Origin of the sequence: Streptomyces sp. NPDC048664, assembly GCF_040650555.1 — a bacterium.
Lineage (GTDB): Bacteria > Actinomycetota > Actinomycetes > Streptomycetales > Streptomycetaceae > Streptomyces.
In genome coordinates this window covers 148,158-161,638 of sequence record NZ_JBEZHK010000017.1, presented here as the reverse complement: position 1 = coordinate 161,638, position 13,481 = coordinate 148,158, and the positions used below count along the sequence as shown (strand labels likewise).

General features: G+C 71.9%; 15 protein-coding genes and 1 pseudogene. 8 read left to right on the top strand and 8 right to left on the bottom strand.

Features of this window, described 5'->3' with window-relative positions; all coding sequences use genetic code 11:
* Positions 1-153 precede the first annotated feature (153 nt).
* Entirely contained in the window at positions 154-918 is a 765-nt protein-coding gene (locus AB0C59_RS20165) for a hypothetical protein (RefSeq protein WP_363006368.1), read from the bottom strand.
* A gap of 209 nt (positions 919-1,127) precedes the next feature.
* On the opposite strand from AB0C59_RS20165, the gene AB0C59_RS20160 reads away from it, so the two are divergent.
* Positions 1,128-1,940: a class I SAM-dependent methyltransferase gene (locus tag AB0C59_RS20160; protein ID WP_363006386.1), complete on the top strand. Its 813-nt coding sequence runs from the start codon at positions 1,128-1,130 to the stop codon at positions 1,938-1,940.
* A 101-nt stretch (positions 1,941-2,041) separates the two neighbouring features.
* On the opposite strand, the gene AB0C59_RS20155 is transcribed toward AB0C59_RS20160, so the two are convergent.
* The 4 genes from AB0C59_RS20155 to AB0C59_RS20140 form a co-directional block, all read right to left on the bottom strand.
* The gene (locus AB0C59_RS20155; RefSeq protein WP_363006366.1) at positions 2,042-2,707 is read right to left on the bottom strand and encodes a response regulator transcription factor; all 666 of its coding nucleotides are present in this window, start codon (positions 2,705-2,707) and stop codon (positions 2,042-2,044) included.
* The gene (locus AB0C59_RS20150) at positions 2,704-3,915 is read right to left on the bottom strand and encodes a histidine kinase (protein WP_363006364.1); all 1,212 of its coding nucleotides are present in this window, start codon (positions 3,913-3,915) and stop codon (positions 2,704-2,706) included. Before AB0C59_RS20150 ends, AB0C59_RS20155 begins: the two co-directional genes overlap by 4 nt.
* Before the next feature lie 2 nt (positions 3,916-3,917).
* The gene (locus AB0C59_RS20145; RefSeq protein ID WP_363006362.1) at positions 3,918-4,460 is read right to left on the bottom strand and encodes a hypothetical protein; all 543 of its coding nucleotides are present in this window, start codon (positions 4,458-4,460) and stop codon (positions 3,918-3,920) included.
* A 141-nt stretch (positions 4,461-4,601) separates the two neighbouring features.
* Positions 4,602-5,795 carry a sulfotransferase gene (locus tag AB0C59_RS20140; RefSeq protein WP_363006360.1) on the bottom strand — a complete coding sequence of 398 codons (1,194 nt, stop codon included), beginning with the start codon at positions 5,793-5,795 and terminating at the stop codon, positions 4,602-4,604.
* A 204-nt stretch (positions 5,796-5,999) separates the two neighbouring features.
* Here AB0C59_RS20140 and AB0C59_RS20135 point away from each other — a divergent pair, with 204 nt between their 5' ends.
* From AB0C59_RS20135 to AB0C59_RS20120, 4 genes and pseudogenes are all read left to right on the top strand, one after another.
* Positions 6,000-6,986 carry a helix-turn-helix domain-containing protein gene (locus AB0C59_RS20135; RefSeq protein WP_363006358.1) on the top strand — a complete coding sequence of 329 codons (987 nt, stop codon included), beginning with the start codon at positions 6,000-6,002 and terminating at the stop codon, positions 6,984-6,986.
* 57 nt (positions 6,987-7,043) lie between these two features.
* A pseudogene (locus AB0C59_RS20130) lies at positions 7,044-7,307 on the top strand (hypothetical protein); the annotation flags it as partial.
* Between the two features lie 46 nt (positions 7,308-7,353).
* The gene (locus tag AB0C59_RS20125; RefSeq protein ID WP_363006356.1) at positions 7,354-7,596 is read left to right on the top strand and encodes a hypothetical protein; all 243 of its coding nucleotides are present in this window, start codon (positions 7,354-7,356) and stop codon (positions 7,594-7,596) included.
* A gap of 57 nt (positions 7,597-7,653) precedes the next feature.
* On the top strand, positions 7,654-8,280 hold the full coding sequence (locus AB0C59_RS20120) for a hypothetical protein (RefSeq protein WP_363006354.1): 627 nt from the start codon (positions 7,654-7,656) through the stop codon (positions 8,278-8,280).
* A gap of 102 nt (positions 8,281-8,382) precedes the next feature.
* On the opposite strand, the gene rox is transcribed toward AB0C59_RS20120, so the two are convergent.
* Both rox and AB0C59_RS20110 read right to left on the bottom strand, forming a co-directional pair.
* Positions 8,383-9,807 (bottom strand): rifampin monooxygenase, encoded by a 1,425-nt coding sequence (gene rox, locus AB0C59_RS20115; RefSeq protein WP_363006352.1) that lies wholly within the window; start codon positions 9,805-9,807, stop codon positions 8,383-8,385.
* Between the two features lie 535 nt (positions 9,808-10,342).
* A complete protein-coding gene (locus AB0C59_RS20110) occupies positions 10,343-10,828 on the bottom strand; it encodes a transcriptional regulator (protein ID WP_363006350.1) in 486 nt (161 codons plus the stop codon).
* Positions 10,829-11,064: 236 nt separating this feature from the next.
* Between AB0C59_RS20110 and AB0C59_RS20105 the strand changes: the two genes are divergently transcribed.
* The 3 genes from AB0C59_RS20105 to AB0C59_RS20095 all read left to right on the top strand — a co-directional run bounded on the left by AB0C59_RS20105 (position 11,065) and on the right by AB0C59_RS20095 (position 12,608).
* Entirely contained in the window at positions 11,065-11,298 is a 234-nt protein-coding gene (locus AB0C59_RS20105) for a helix-turn-helix transcriptional regulator (protein WP_363006348.1), read from the top strand.
* Between the two features lie 156 nt (positions 11,299-11,454).
* Positions 11,455-12,051 carry a sigma-70 family RNA polymerase sigma factor gene (locus tag AB0C59_RS20100; protein ID WP_363006346.1) on the top strand — a complete coding sequence of 199 codons (597 nt, stop codon included), beginning with the start codon at positions 11,455-11,457 and terminating at the stop codon, positions 12,049-12,051.
* On the top strand, positions 12,048-12,608 hold the full coding sequence (locus AB0C59_RS20095; RefSeq protein ID WP_363006344.1) for a BN159_2729 family protein: 561 nt from the start codon (positions 12,048-12,050) through the stop codon (positions 12,606-12,608). The genes AB0C59_RS20100 and AB0C59_RS20095 overlap by 4 nt, the downstream gene beginning before the upstream one ends.
* 231 nt (positions 12,609-12,839) lie before the next feature.
* On the opposite strand, the gene AB0C59_RS20090 is transcribed toward AB0C59_RS20095, so the two are convergent.
* The gene (locus AB0C59_RS20090) at positions 12,840-13,349 is read right to left on the bottom strand and encodes a DinB family protein (RefSeq protein ID WP_363006342.1); all 510 of its coding nucleotides are present in this window, start codon (positions 13,347-13,349) and stop codon (positions 12,840-12,842) included.
* Between the last annotated feature and the right edge of the window lie 132 nt (positions 13,350-13,481).

Below are 13,481 nucleotides of genomic sequence, written 5' to 3'. Positions count from 1 at the left end.
CGCTAACCCCACCCACCACCCCTCCAGCGCACCCCTAACAACACGCTGACACAGGGACAACGAGCCCCGGACCACACATCCGGGGCTCGTTCACGTAGCTACTCAGTGGAGGTCGCCGCGCGAGCCAGGCGGGAGTCGCTGCGGGGAAGCCGCTCAGTAGCGGCGGTTGGGCCAGTGCGGATCCTCCCAGCGGGCGGGGCCGGTGAGTCCGATGAGCCGTATGCGGTGGAGCAGTTCCTCGGGAACGTCGAGTGCTCGAAGCCGCGTGGGGGGCGTGACGGACCAACCAGGTCGCGAGCTCGGTGCGCAGGGCATCTGCGTTGTCCCATGCCTCCCAGGGGAGTTGGTCACCCAGCAGGTCGTACTCCCAGTGAGCAGCCGCTTCGGCCACATGCCGCTCGGCGATGCGGTGTTCGAGGGCCTCCCAGGCAGCGAGCCAGGGGCTGAGTGTGCCTGACGCCTCGGCGCACAGCGCGAGGAGCGCACGGGTACGGCGGGATCGGGTGTGTCGAGGGTGTGGGCCCACCAGGCGTGCAGAAACTCCCGCACGGCCGCGCTCTGGGGTGTGGGCCACCGGCGCCAGTGGCCGCGAGCGAACGACCGTCCGACCTCTTCCATGCCGGACGTGGGCTCCACGAGACCACCGACCAGGGCCCTGGCGAACTGGGGCAGGACACGGCGCAGTACCGCGCCGTGGTCGTCCCAGTCGGGGGCGTTCCAGGTGCGTCGCAGAAGGTCCGGGTCGAGCGCCACGTCCGGGATCTTCAGCTGTGCGAGTTCTTCTTCGTCGCCCCAGTGGCAGACACACTGGGTCTCGTCGCTTCGGGCGGTCATTCCGCGGAAGGTGACTTCCAGGCGGTCCAGAGCACGGTGGAGCCTGAGTCGGGCGGGAGTGTCGTCGACGGTCATCGTGGGCACAGCCTCAGGGGACTCCGGGTGGCTTCCGCCAACCGAAGACCACGACTTTACTGGCTCCCTCCACGGTCGTCACTGCGGTCACCCTGCGCCCGCGCCACCCCAGCCACGCTCCGTCGCGCATCACGCCACCGGCTTCGCGAACCGCGCCTCGGACAACCGTCTAGGCTGGCGCGGTGACTGATGAGCGGGGGCCGGTGCGGCCGTCAGGGGTGTGGGCCACGGCGGTGGGGGTGGCCAGGGTGCGGGCGCTGGAGAGCCGGCGGGAGAACGCGCTGTTCCGCGACCCACTGGCCCGGGCCTTCGCCACCGCGGGCGGCCTGTGGCCGTCTTCGCCTCCGCCCGGGGACGAGGCCGCGCGCCTCCGCCGACTGGCCGTGTCGTTCTCCATCGTCATCAGGACGAGGTTCCTCGACGACCTGTTGCAGCGGGCCTCCGCGTCCGGGATCCGGCAGGTCGTGCTGCTCGGCGCCGGCATGGACAGCCGGGCCTTCCGGATGGACTGGCCCGAGGGCACCCGGCTGTTCGAGGTCGACACCGCCGCGCCACTGGACTTCAAGGCTTCGGTGCTGCGCCAGGAGCGGGCTGTCGCACGCTGCGAGCGGGTCACCGTCGCGGTGGATCTGCGGGAGGACTGGCCGGCCGCGTTGACCGCCGCGGGGCACGACCCGGCCGTGCCGACCGTGTGGATCGCCGAAGGACTGCTGATCTATCTGCCCGAGGACGCGGTGGAGCTGCTGCTGGCCCGGATCAGCACGCAGTCGGCGGCGGGCAGTCGGCTGGGGCTGACCTTGGGCTCGCGTGGCGTGATCGAGCGCTTCGGCGCGGACGCCGCGCCGGGAACGGCGGCGTCCCTGTGGGTCTCGGAAACGCCCGACGACCCGGTGGGCTGGCTCGCCGGGCACGGCTGGGAGGCCGACAGCCACACCCTGCGCGAGCGTGCCGCCGCCTACGGCCGCCCGATCGTCACCCCGCCGCAGCGCGAGGAGCGCCCCGGCGGACTGGTCTCGGCGGTCCGCCGGTAGAGCGGCTCCCGGTTCCACGGTCCCTGCCGGGACGGGCGGACGGCTTTTGGGGTCAACGCCTCACACGGCGGGGCCGGCGTCGTCCGCCCCGCCAGCAGCCGTCAGGCCAGGCCTGCCGCGAGGGCTCGGCGGACGGCGTCGGCGCGGTCGCGGATGTCGGCCTTGGCGAAGAGGTTGTTGATGTGGGTCTTGACCGTGGCCTCGCTGATGAAGAGTTTTTCGGCGATGGCCCGGTTGGGCAGGCCCTGGCCGATGAGGGTGAGCACTTCGCGTTCGCGGGGTGTGAGGTCGGCGGGCAGTGTCTGTCCGCCCTCCTGTGGGCGGGTGCGGACGGTGGCAAGGAGGCGGTCCTGGACCTCGTGGTCGAGGACGGCCTGTCCGGCGGCGGCCGCGCGGATCGCGCGGATGATGTCCTGGCGTCCCGCGTTCTTCGTCAGGTAGCCGCGGGCGCCGGCGCTCAGCGCGGCGAGGATCGAGTCGTCGTCGGCGAAGGTGGTCAGGACGACGACGGCGGTGGCCGGGTGGTCCTCGCTCAGCCGGCGGGTCGCCTCGATGCCGTCCATGACGGGCATGCGCAGATCCATCAGCACGACGTCGACCGGTGCGGCGGCGACGGCGGCGAGCACCTCGACGCCGTTGGCCGCGGCGGCGACGACGTCGATGTCGTCGGACATGCCGAGCACCGCGGCCAGGGGTTCGCGTACGGCGGCCTGGTCGTCGGCCACGATCACTCGCAACCGCTGCGGGTTGCCGGTCGGTTCGCTCATCCGGGGATCACTGCCTCCACCTGCCAGCCGCCTCGGTCCGGTCCTTCGGTGACCGGACCCGCGTTGATGGTGCCGCCCAGCAGGGCGACGCGTTCGCGCATTCCTATCAGTCCCATGCCGCTGCCGACGCCCGCGGCCCCGGGACGGGTGGCGGGCCCGTTGCGGACCAGCAGGGTCGTGGAGTCGGCGTCGAACACGAGCCCCACCCTCACGGTGCCGCCGGGTGCGTGCCGGGCCGCGTTGGTCAGCGATTCCTGGGCGATGCGCAGCAGGTTCTGGGTGGCCCGAGCGGGCAGCACACGGACCGTCCCGGTGACGGTGAGGGCGTCGCGGTGGCCGGAGGACTCGATCATCGCGGTCAGGCTCTCGACGAGCGGCAGCGAGTCCTCGCGTAGCGCGTGGACGGTCCACTGGGCCTGCTTGAGGCTCTCCCTGACCATGCCGTGCGCCTTGTCATTGGCCTCACGGACCCTGTCGAGGTCGCCGGTGTCGATCAGGGCGTCGACCAGTTCCAGTTGCATGTTGATCCCGGCCAGCGAATGCGCGAGCACGTCGTGGACGTCTCGGGCGATGCGGCTGCGTTCGGTGAGCACGGCGGTCCGTGCCTCGGCTCGCGCGGCCCGCTCCGCGGACTCGGCGGACTGGACCATCGCCTCCACCGCGCGCTGCCTGCTGCGGCTGAGGATCCCGGCCACCACCGGGACGCCGGTGCTGGCACCGACGATCCACGGCAGCAGTTCGTAGCCGGGGCCGAGACGGAAGTACAGGACCGACCCGCACAGCAGGCTGCAGGACGCCGCGAGCGACAGTGCCTGTCGCAGGGGAAGCCGGTAGCCGATGTGGCCGACGAGGAAGTACGCGAACAGGTAGCTGGAGCCGCTGCGGCTGACGGCGATCAGAGCGGCGGCCGCCGGCACCCCGGCGGCCAGCCAGAGCAGGGCCACGCGCGGCGTGAGCCTGGTCTCGGGAAGATGCCGGGCCAGCAGGGCGACGGAGTTGACCACCAGCAGGACGGTCACCGCGAGGCCCCGGCCGCTGACGCCCACCGGCTTCACGGTCACCGCCGAGATGACGATGACCGCCAGGGTGACGGCCCAGTGCAGCCGGGGGTCCTGGCGGGGCACGACCCGTGGGCCGGGCTCCCTCTCGGGAGCCGGCCCGTGGTCGGGGGCACTCTCGGATGCGTGCACGGCGCGACCATAGCCCATGCTCAGAGGCTACGGCCGAGGACCTGTGCGGGGCTCGCGTCCGCAGGCGACTCCTGCCGGCGGACGACCAGCCGGCCGCGGACGAAGATCGTGCCCAGGCGGGTGACCACCTCGGTGAGCGCCATGAGGACGAACGCCGCGACCCAGGCCTGCTGGGTGGTGATGTCGTGGGAGAGGCTGAATCGGGCCACGTCGTCGGAGCCGCCGTGGTCGACCCAGATCTGGAATCCCATGCGGGCGCCCATGCCCAGCACCCACAGGATCGCCGAGACCGCGCCCGCCTTGATGAAGAGGTGGCCGCCCGTGCTGCGGATCCGTGTGTACACGCCGCCCGCGATGCCGAGTGCCGCGCCGGCGGCGACCAGCGCGCCGATCAGGACGAGGTCGTTGCCCGCGGTCGGCACGGTGTCCAGGTAGTGGGAGGCCACGAAGGCCACGATCCCCAGGGGGATCAGGTAGGACCTGAGGTCCAGGCGGCCTTCGCGCAGCTGGCGGAAGACGACGAGGACGAGGGCGATGTCGGTGATCCAGTCAGTCGTGGTCATGTCCTCCAGAGTGCTGTCGTCGCCTCTCTCACGCCTGGACCCATGGGTGGACGTGAGGGTGGAGATCCGTACGCCGGCCCCGTGGCGGGGCGGTGGTGGCGGGGTGCGGCGGCCTTCGCCGCAGGCTCATGCGGTCGGGCGTCACGGCCGGGATCGGTCGACGTTCGCGCGCAGGGTGTTGTAGTCCGCGAACGCCGACTCCACGTCGTCGTGGGTGAGGCCGTAGCGGGCCAGGTCGTAGCGGTGCGGGCGGCTGCCGTGGGGGCGGGCGGCGATGTCGGTGAGGCGGGCCGCGTCGCGTTCGGTCCAGCGGGCGCCGATGGCCGCGTAGAGCTTCGGGGCGCCCGCGGCGGGTTCGGTGCCGAGCCAGGAGTAGGGGACGTCCACCAGCGACCGCGGGGGGATCGCCGGGCGGGCGGCGAGGCCGCGGGAGACGGAGCGGCTCAGCAGTTCCAGCCAGGTCGCGCCGATGCCGTGCAGGTCCACGGGACGGGTGCTCACGCCCATGCCGTGCTCGACCAGGCTGCAGAACGAGGCCACCGCGACGGCCGGGTCGCGGTGCGTCCACACGATCGTGGCGTCCGGGAAGACCGCCCGGAGCGCGTCCAGGTTCTCCAGGTGCAGGGGGGACTTCAGCACCCAGCGGCGGCGCGGGCGGCCGTACTGGAGCACTTGGTACACCTGCTTGAGGTGGCTGTAGTCGGGCACGAAGTCCCGACCGTCGTGCCAGGGCAGGTACTGCGGGATGCGTGCTTGCGACAGCGGCATCACGGTGTGCGGCAGCGCGAAGGTGCACTCCTCGGGGCCTTCGGGCCGCAGCGGGTGGATGTCCCGGAAGCGCGGCGAGAAGCGGTCGATCGAGCCGGTCAGCGTCCGGGCGGTCCGGATCGACTTCGCGCGGCCGGCCGGGCCCGTGTCGAGGTCGGGGGTGAGCAGCTCCCAGAGCAGCGGGCAGCGGTGCTCCGGGGACAGCGACAGCACACCGTGGGTGAGTGTGGTGGCGGTGCGCGGCAGTCCCACCACGAACACCGGGCGCTCGACCTGCTCCGCCGCGATCTCGGGATGCTCGGCCATCAGCCGCCGTATCCGGGCGCGGTTGGCCAGATGTCGGGTCACATGTCCGCGGGCGGACACCCAGCCCAGCGGGGTGAGGTCCTGTGCGCCGGCCCACCAGCGCAGCACGGTGCGGAAGTCGTCCGCGAACCGTTCGTCGCCTTCGCCGTACCCGGCGTCCGTGAGCAGCCGGTCGAACGCCTGGTCGGGAGTGCGGCGGGAACGGAAGTCCGGTCGGAGCAGCAGGTTGGCCAGCGTGAAGGAAAGAGAGCCGAAGGACACGGGGGAAGTCCCTTCTGCGGACGGCGGGGGACGGAAACTACCGCGCGCACCCCGCCTGACTGACCGTCCATACCGGCCAGTTGCGGGGGCTCGGTCGGTTGCGTTCCCGCAGGCCGGGCGAGACGGTTGCACCCAGGGCTCGGCAATCGCGAGCAGTCAAGGGGCCGTTGGGGGCTTGCCCTGGTGGCCGGGGTTACAGAAACGGTGAATCGACTGTTGTTGGACGAGATGGTGTTCCGGAGCGAGGATCTGCCCGCGGCGGACCGGTTCGACTACTGGACCGAGTTGCTGGGCCGTACCCATGCGCCGATGGAGCTGCGCAGCGATCACGTCGACGACTTCCGGGCCTCCCAGCGCGTGTTGGGCCTCGGTGGCGTCACCGTGTGGTCCGCCACGTTCCAGTCGCTGGTGTTCCGGCGTACGCCCAAGCTGATCCGGCAGTCCGACCCCGAGACGTACCACCTCTCGCTCGTCGTCCGAGGGAACGGGGCGGGCCTGTGGCGGCATCGGGAGACCGCCTACGAGCCGGACGACCTGTTCATCAACTCCTCCTCGCTGCCGAACGACGTCCACAGTGCCGGAGACCCGGTCCAGACCGTGGCGTTGGAGATGCCCAAGGCGCTGCTGCCGCTGCCTCGCGACATGGCCGACCGGATCGTCGGCACGCGGGTGTCGGCCCGGGACGGCATGGGGGCCCTGCTGTCGCAGTTCCTGACCCGGCTGATCGCGGACCCGGCCGCGTACCGGCCGTCCGACCGGCCGCGGCTGGCGGGCGTCGTGACGCCTCTGGTCGCCGCGCTCTTCGCCCAGATGCTCGAAGCCGAGGACTGCCTGCCCCCGGAGACCCGGCAGCGGGCACTCACCCTGCGTGTCCGGGCGTTCATCCGGGAGCACCTGCACGACCCGCATCTGACCCCGAGCACGATCGCCGCGGCGCACCACATCTCCCCCAGCTATCTGCACCGCCTCTTCCGGGACGAGGACGCCACGGTCGCCGCGTGGATACGCCGCCTGCGCCTGGAGGCGGCCCGCCGCGACCTCGCCGACCCGGCGCTGCGCGCCCTCCCCATCCACGCCGTCGCCGCCCGCTGGGGATTCGCCCGCGCGACCGACTTCAGCCGCGCCCACCGTGCGTTGTACGGCACGACGGCCAAGGAGCACCGGCACCAGGCTCTCCACCGCGGCACCTGACCCGCCGCCGACGTGGCCCCTTGGTCAGTGCGGGACGCCGTTTGTGGCAGGCGGGCGATGAGCGGTGGGAGGTCCACTCATTGCCAAGGGGAGTGTGCACCGATCGCTGATGACTCCTCGGCTCGGGCGCGACATGCTTCTCTCGTACGGGATGTCGACGAAGGATCTGTCGAGTCCGGCGGCCGGTGCTTCACGGGGGACAGCACCGGCCGTCCCCCGGCACCGTCCCCCGGCACCGTCCTCCTGGTGGCGGGCGCGCCCGGGCTGCACCCCGACGGCACGCTCGCCGACGACGTCACGGGCCGGGCCACGCAGGCCTGGCGGAACGTGAAGGCCATCCTGGAACAGGCGGGCGCGACCCTCGCCGATGTCGTTGACGTCGGACCGCGATCAGGAGCGGGCCACCCTCCTGTCCCTGCACGGTGTCCGCCCCTGGACGGCCGACTACATCCGCATGCGGGCCATGAAGGACCCCGACATCCTGCTGACGACCGATCTCGGCGTCGTACGGTCGGCACGGCGGCACGGGTTCGCCCTCACGGACGGGCGGCCCGACCTCGCGCCGTGGCGTTCGTACGTCTCTCACCACCTGTGGGCCGCGGCGCACTGACGCCGGATCCGCCCCGGGCCACCCACCCCTACGGAACGAGGCACCTGAAGGAGGGCCATGCCGTACCGCAATCGCGTCACCCCCCTGGGAGACATCGTCGCCATACCCTTGCGCGGTGCCTGGACCGGCAACCGCGGGATCGTCCACTCAGGACACGAGATCGTGCGTCCCCAGGCGGGCGACCACTGGATCACCTGCGCGTTGCGGTTCAAGGACCGCTACGAGGAGCAGTGGAAGCCGCGGCGGCTGACGTGGCTCTTCTTCCATGACGAGGCGGTGTCGTTCGCGGCGGGCCACCGGCCGTGCGGCGAGTGCCGCCACCGCGACTACACCGCGTACCGGGACGCTTGGGCGGCGTCCCGAGGGGAGGTGCCCCATGCTCGGCAGATGAGCAGGCAACTGCACCGTGAACGCCCGATCGCCCGCACCCGGCACCGCCGCCTGCACGAGGTGGAGTGGAACTCCCTGCCCGACGGTGCCTTCGTGCTCGACGAGGGCGCCCCCGCTCTGGTTCTCGACTCGGAGCTGGTGCGCTGGGGCCCGGCGGGCTACGGGGCGCGGAGTCGGCGCCCCCGTCATGGAAACGCACGGGTCATCACGCCGCCCTCGACGCTGGACGTCCTGCGCGCCGGCTACCCGGTGCAGATCGACGCCTCCGCACGTCGGGCCGCCGACGCCGTCTGACCCGCCCGGCCCGCCGAGGGGCATCGCGGACTCGGACGGACCGCCCCGTCCCGGGGAGGGCGGGCGCGCCCGAGACCGGTCCGTCCGGGTGTGTCCGCGGTGTCAGCGCTCGGCGCCGAACCACCTCGGCAGGTGCTCCCGCAGATCTGCCTGCTCCTCCCCCACCCAGGCCACATGGCCGTCCGGCCGCAGCAGCACGGCGGGCACGTCCAGTTCCTCGCTGGTGTCGACGACGTGGTCGACGCGGTCCGCCCAGCCGGCGACGGAGAGCCGACCGGTCCGGTCGAGCAGCAGTCCGCGGCCGGCGTGCGTCAGGGAGTAGAGGCGCCCCCGCTTCAGCTCCATGTCGCGCAGCCTGCGGCCGAGCAGCGGATGCCCCTCGCCGAAGTCGTACCTGATCGCGATCGCGATGATCTTCTCGGTCAGGTGGCGGTTCACCTCCTCGAAGTCCATCAGTTCCGAGACCAGGCGGCGTACGGCCCGAGGTCCTGGTTCGAGCGAGGCGAGCTGCATCTGCGCGCGGGTGTTCTCCAGCACGTCGGCGGCCACCGGTCGCCGTTCGGTCGCATAGCTGTCGAGCAGCCCCTCGGGCGCCCAGCCGGCGATCTCGGCGGCGAGCTTCCAACCGAGGTTGAACGCGTCCTGGACGCCGAGGTTGAGCCCTTGCCCGCCCATCGGCGGGTGGACGTGCGCGGCGTCGCCGGCGAGCAGCACCCGGCCGTCCCGGTAGCGTTCGGCCAGCCGGGTGCCGTCGCCGAAGCGGGAGAGCCAGCGCGGCGAGTGCACGCCGAAGTCGGTGCCGCCGACCGCCCGCAGCTGCTGCCTGAACTCGTCGAGGGTCGGCGGGGCCGAGCGGTCCTCGGTGACGCGTCCGGCCGGTACGACCACGCGGTGGACCCCGTCGCCCAGGGGCATGGCGCCGAACCGGATCTGGGTCTTGCGGACTTCGGCCGTCACGGCGGCCAACTCCTCGGGGGTCGCGGTCAGCTCGACCTCGCCGAGCAGCGTGTCGACCCTGCTGGGCTCACCGGGAAATCCGATGCCGAGCAGTTTGCGCACGGTGCTGCGGCCGCCGTCGCAGCCGACCAGATAGCGCGAGCGCAGCCGCGTGCCGTCGGCCAACTCGCAGGTCACGCCCTCCTCGTCCTGGCTCAGACCGACGAGCGCGCGACCTCGGCGGATCTCGGCGCCGAGGTCGGCGGCGCGCTCGGCGAGAAGGCGGTCGATGGTCGGCTGCGGGATGCCGAGGACGTACGCGTGCGCGCTGTCCAGGCCGCGCGGTGCCGGCTTGCTGATGCCCGCGAAGAAGCCGCCCAGCGGGTACTTCGTGCCGAGTGCGAGGAAGCGGTCCAGCAGGCCCCGTTGGTCCATCACCTCGATGCTGCGCGCGTGCAGGCCGAGCGCGCGGACGATCCTGGTCGGCTCCGTCTCCTTCTCCAGGACGACCGCGTGCACACCGTGCAGCCGCAGTTCCGCGGCCAGCATCAGGCCGGTCGGGCCGCCGCCGACGATGATGACGTCAATCATGAGAATTCCCCACTCCAGCGCATCGTGCCTCCGCCGGTCGTTCCGCGCCGTCCGGCGTCCGGGCGCTCCGCCCGCACGCCGGGCGCCCTTGACAGGAGCGTGATTCTGCACGGCGAAGGGGGCCTTGCCGCAAGGCCCCCTGTGCGCTATAAGTTGAGAAGGGCGAGGAGAGGGATCTCCTTGCCCTTTCGTGTGCTCGGACGCATCGGTTCGCCGTGCCGGGACGGCGCGGTCGTCCTCACCGCCGGGGCGGCCCCTCCGCTCTCGCCCTGGCCGTCTTCCGCGCCGCCCCCGGAGGACCGGGGCGCACGCTGCGAGGTGGCCTGCCGCGGCGCGTGCCGGCCGGGCCGCGTCCACGTCCGCGTGCTCAGAGGGACGGCGCACCGCGCCGAGGAGGCCGGTCGCGCACAGGAGGCCGGTCGCGCCGGTGCGGCGCGGGGGTCGGCCCCGCCCACGCCTGTGTCCCTCCTGCGATGGCCGACACCGAACGGGAGGGCTGAGGGCGCCCGCCGAAGCCGGCGCCGACCGGCCGCGTTCAGGTCCGCGCGGGGTCCCCCCGCCCGTCGGCCTCGTCGATCTCCTCCTGGATCCTGATCGCGTGGACGATGCTCCCGTTCAGCGTCCTGCGGATGATGGGATCGGTGATCCCCCACGCGTTCATGGCCTCGTCCGGCGACAAGGACGCGGCCACCGGCGCCGGCTCCGCCCGGCAGGCCGGTCCGGAGCCGCGCTGCTCGGGAATGAGTCCGCTCTCCATCAGCATCACCCGGGGATCGAGGTCCAGTACCGCCGCCCAGGTCGCCAACTGGGAAGGCAGCGGCGAGGTCTTGCCGTCCAGCGTCCGGCTGACCGTGGTCAGGCTCAGACCGGTCACCGCGGCCAACTGGGCACGCCCGCCCTGCCGCCGGCGCACGTCGTACCCCGCGGCCGTCGCAACCGCCGTGAGATACGCGCCGATCCGGCGTGCCTGCACCTGTCGTCCGCCCCGGATCTCGTGCAGGGAATCGTCCATACTCCGCATGCCCGGAGGGTAGCGCGCGTGCAAGCCATGACACGAAAGTTGCACGCGTGCACCTTCGCAGGTCACAGGCCTAGATCCACATTCTCGCAGGCCAACTCGGTCTTCTCGCATGTGTGTGCGAATCGAAATACCCTTGCATCGCCGCATTCCTACAACTTGCATACGTTGCGTGCGTGCGAGTCAGCCGCACGGATGAACGTCCGCAAGGGGGTCAATCGGCCATGCTTCGCCTTCACATGACCACACTCCTGGCCAGCGCCGGCGAACTCGGCGACCGGACCGTCGCCGACATGGCGCAGCGCACCGGTATCAGCAGGTCGACGCTGCACCGGCTCGCCGCCGGCACCAAGCAGCCCAGTCTGACGACCCTGTGGACGCTGCGCGACACCTACCACGTCGGTCTGGACACGCTCGTCTACCGCGACCCCACACCCCCTCCCCCCTCCGTGCCGCCGTCGGCGGCACGGTGACCGGTCGCCCCGCCTGACCCGGGCAGCACCTCAGTGCCTCGGCCCACGCCAGGACCGCGCCGCGAAGGGCGGTTCCGCACGGCGGCCCGGGCCCAGCACACCGCCCTTCCCCGTCCACCCCACTCCTTGCCACCACTCATGATCGGGAGCAACGCCTTGACCGCAGAAGCCGCCACCGGCTCCACCCGAACCACCCCGAGGGAACCACTCCTCATCGCGCGCGCCCAGCAAGGCGACCCCGAAGCGTTCGGCGAGCTCTACCGGATGCACCACGACAGCATCGCGGGCTACATCACCCACCGCGCCAAGGCCAACCCCCAACTCGCCGAGGACCTCACCGCCGACGTCTTCCTCAAGGCCTGGAGCAACATCGCCACCTTCCACTGGACCGGCACCCCCATCCGCGCCTGGCTGTGCACCATCGCCCGCAACCTCATCGCCGACTACTACAAGACGGCGGCCACCCGGCGGCTCACCTACACCGATCACATCACCCCCCTGCACGACGCGCTCGCCGCTCCCACGACCACGACCGAGGACACCGCCCTCACCACGCTCACCCACAGCGATCTCCACCAGGCGATCAACCAGATCACCCCGCGCCAGCAGGCCGTGATCCACCTGCGCTTCCTCAACGAGCTCACCGTCAGCGAGACCGCCCGCACCCTCGGCACGACCAACGCCGCCGTCAAGACCCTTCAGTGGCGCGCGCTCGACTCCCTGCGCAAGGCCTACGCCCAGGCGGCGGCATGACCACGACGCCCAACCACCCAGGCCCCCTGCCTCCGGCCCGCGGTCTCCCGCTCACCGCCGGCGACATCGAGCACGAGCTCGCACAGCGCCTCGCGCAACTCGCTCACGCCTTCATCACCGATCTACGGGACCGGGGCCACCTCACCACCCCCGAAGCGGCCCCGCGGGTACCCGCGCCCAGCGCACCCACCACCACGGTCACCGCCACCGCCCAGCCGCCCACCCCCCGCTGGGAACGCGTGAGCGACGTCCCGCACCGTCCCGCCCCTCGGTCGGACCTCTTCGCCACCACCCTGGCCCAGCTCCAGGAGCACACCATGCACCGGCTCGAGGTCACCCGGATCGGCGCCGACCACCAGCAGATCCACATCCACATCACCCCGTTGACGCCCGGCGACTGGGACTACTGGCTCGCCCAGATCAACACCTCCCGCGACGCTCCGACACTGCGCGACGGAGTCACCCGGTCGACCACCGGTCACATCAACGGCGTCCCCACCACGCTCACGGCGCACATGGGCAGCGTGCAGCCGTGGCCCAGCCCGGCGACCGGGTGACAGACCCCTGGCGCGACAGCACTGCCACGCGGGAACGGATGCGGCCGTTCCTGCCGGTCGGCGGACCCGTCGCAAGCTGATCTCCGCCCACGAGAGACTTCGTCGACCGCTCGCGCGACAACCGCGGCGCACGGTACGGCGTCAAGGTCCGCGATCCGCGACGACGCAGGGACCCCGCGGGCCTGTCGAGCCCGGTGGACGCGCCCGGAGCGCGGCGCAGGCGGCCACCGCTCAGGCGCCCACGGTCCCGTCGACGCCCTCGCGCAGCAGGTCCGCGTGCCCGTTGTGGCGGCCGTACTCCAGGAGCACATGCGTCATCACCATCCGCAGGGACACCTCCTCGTCCCACCGCGGTTGGTATCCGATCCGGTCCAGGGACTCGGCCTCCCGTTCGATCCGGCGCGAGTTCTCCACCTCCGACTCCCAGGCGGAGAACGCCTCCTTCCTGGTCGACTCGCTCGCGTCGTACGCCGCCTGGAAGTCGATCGTGTCGGACCAGACCAGCGGGGCGTCGTTGTCCTCGAACACCCGGCGGAACCACGTGCGCTCCACCTCTGCCATGTGCCGCACCAGGCCGAGCAGCGACAGCGTCGACGGCGGCATCGACCGCCGGCGCAGTTCCTCGTCACCGAGCCCCGCGCACTTCATCGCGAGGGTCGCCCGGTGGTAGTCGAGGAAGGCCCGCAGGGTGTCTCGTTCGCTTCCGGAACTCGGCGGTCCTATGCGATCGTCGCCGCTCACTGGGTACACCTCTCGATCATCGACGTGTTCGAAGGCAGTATGCCGTCCTCCGTGCCCTTCCCGGCATGCCGTCGCGGGGTGAAGACGCCGGCGGGCGGGCCACATGCGGTGACCGGCCGGCGCGCAGGACCC

Excerpts from the sequence above, each read along its gene's own strand:
- AB0C59_RS20155 (WP_363006366.1), bottom strand. The coding sequence starts at position 2,707 with ATGAGCGAACCGACCGGCAACCCGCAGCGGTTGCGAGTGATCGTGGCC.
- AB0C59_RS20095 (WP_363006344.1), top strand. The coding sequence starts at position 12,048 with ATGACCACGACGCCCAACCACCCAGGCCCCCTGCCTCCGGCCCGCGGT.
- AB0C59_RS20145 (WP_363006362.1), bottom strand. The coding sequence starts at position 4,460 with ATGACCACGACTGACTGGATCACCGACATCGCCCTCGTCCTCGTCGTC.
- AB0C59_RS20150 (WP_363006364.1), bottom strand. The coding sequence starts at position 3,915 with ATGGGCTATGGTCGCGCCGTGCACGCATCCGAGAGTGCCCCCGACCAC.
- AB0C59_RS20125 (WP_363006356.1), top strand. The coding sequence starts at position 7,354 with ATGTCGTTGACGTCGGACCGCGATCAGGAGCGGGCCACCCTCCTGTCC.
- AB0C59_RS20105 (WP_363006348.1), top strand. The coding sequence starts at position 11,065 with ATGACCACACTCCTGGCCAGCGCCGGCGAACTCGGCGACCGGACCGTC.
- AB0C59_RS20120 (WP_363006354.1), top strand. The coding sequence starts at position 7,654 with ATGCCGTACCGCAATCGCGTCACCCCCCTGGGAGACATCGTCGCCATA.
- AB0C59_RS20110 (WP_363006350.1), bottom strand. The coding sequence starts at position 10,828 with ATGCGGAGTATGGACGATTCCCTGCACGAGATCCGGGGCGGACGACAG.
- rox (WP_363006352.1), bottom strand. The coding sequence starts at position 9,807 with ATGATTGACGTCATCATCGTCGGCGGCGGCCCGACCGGCCTGATGCTG.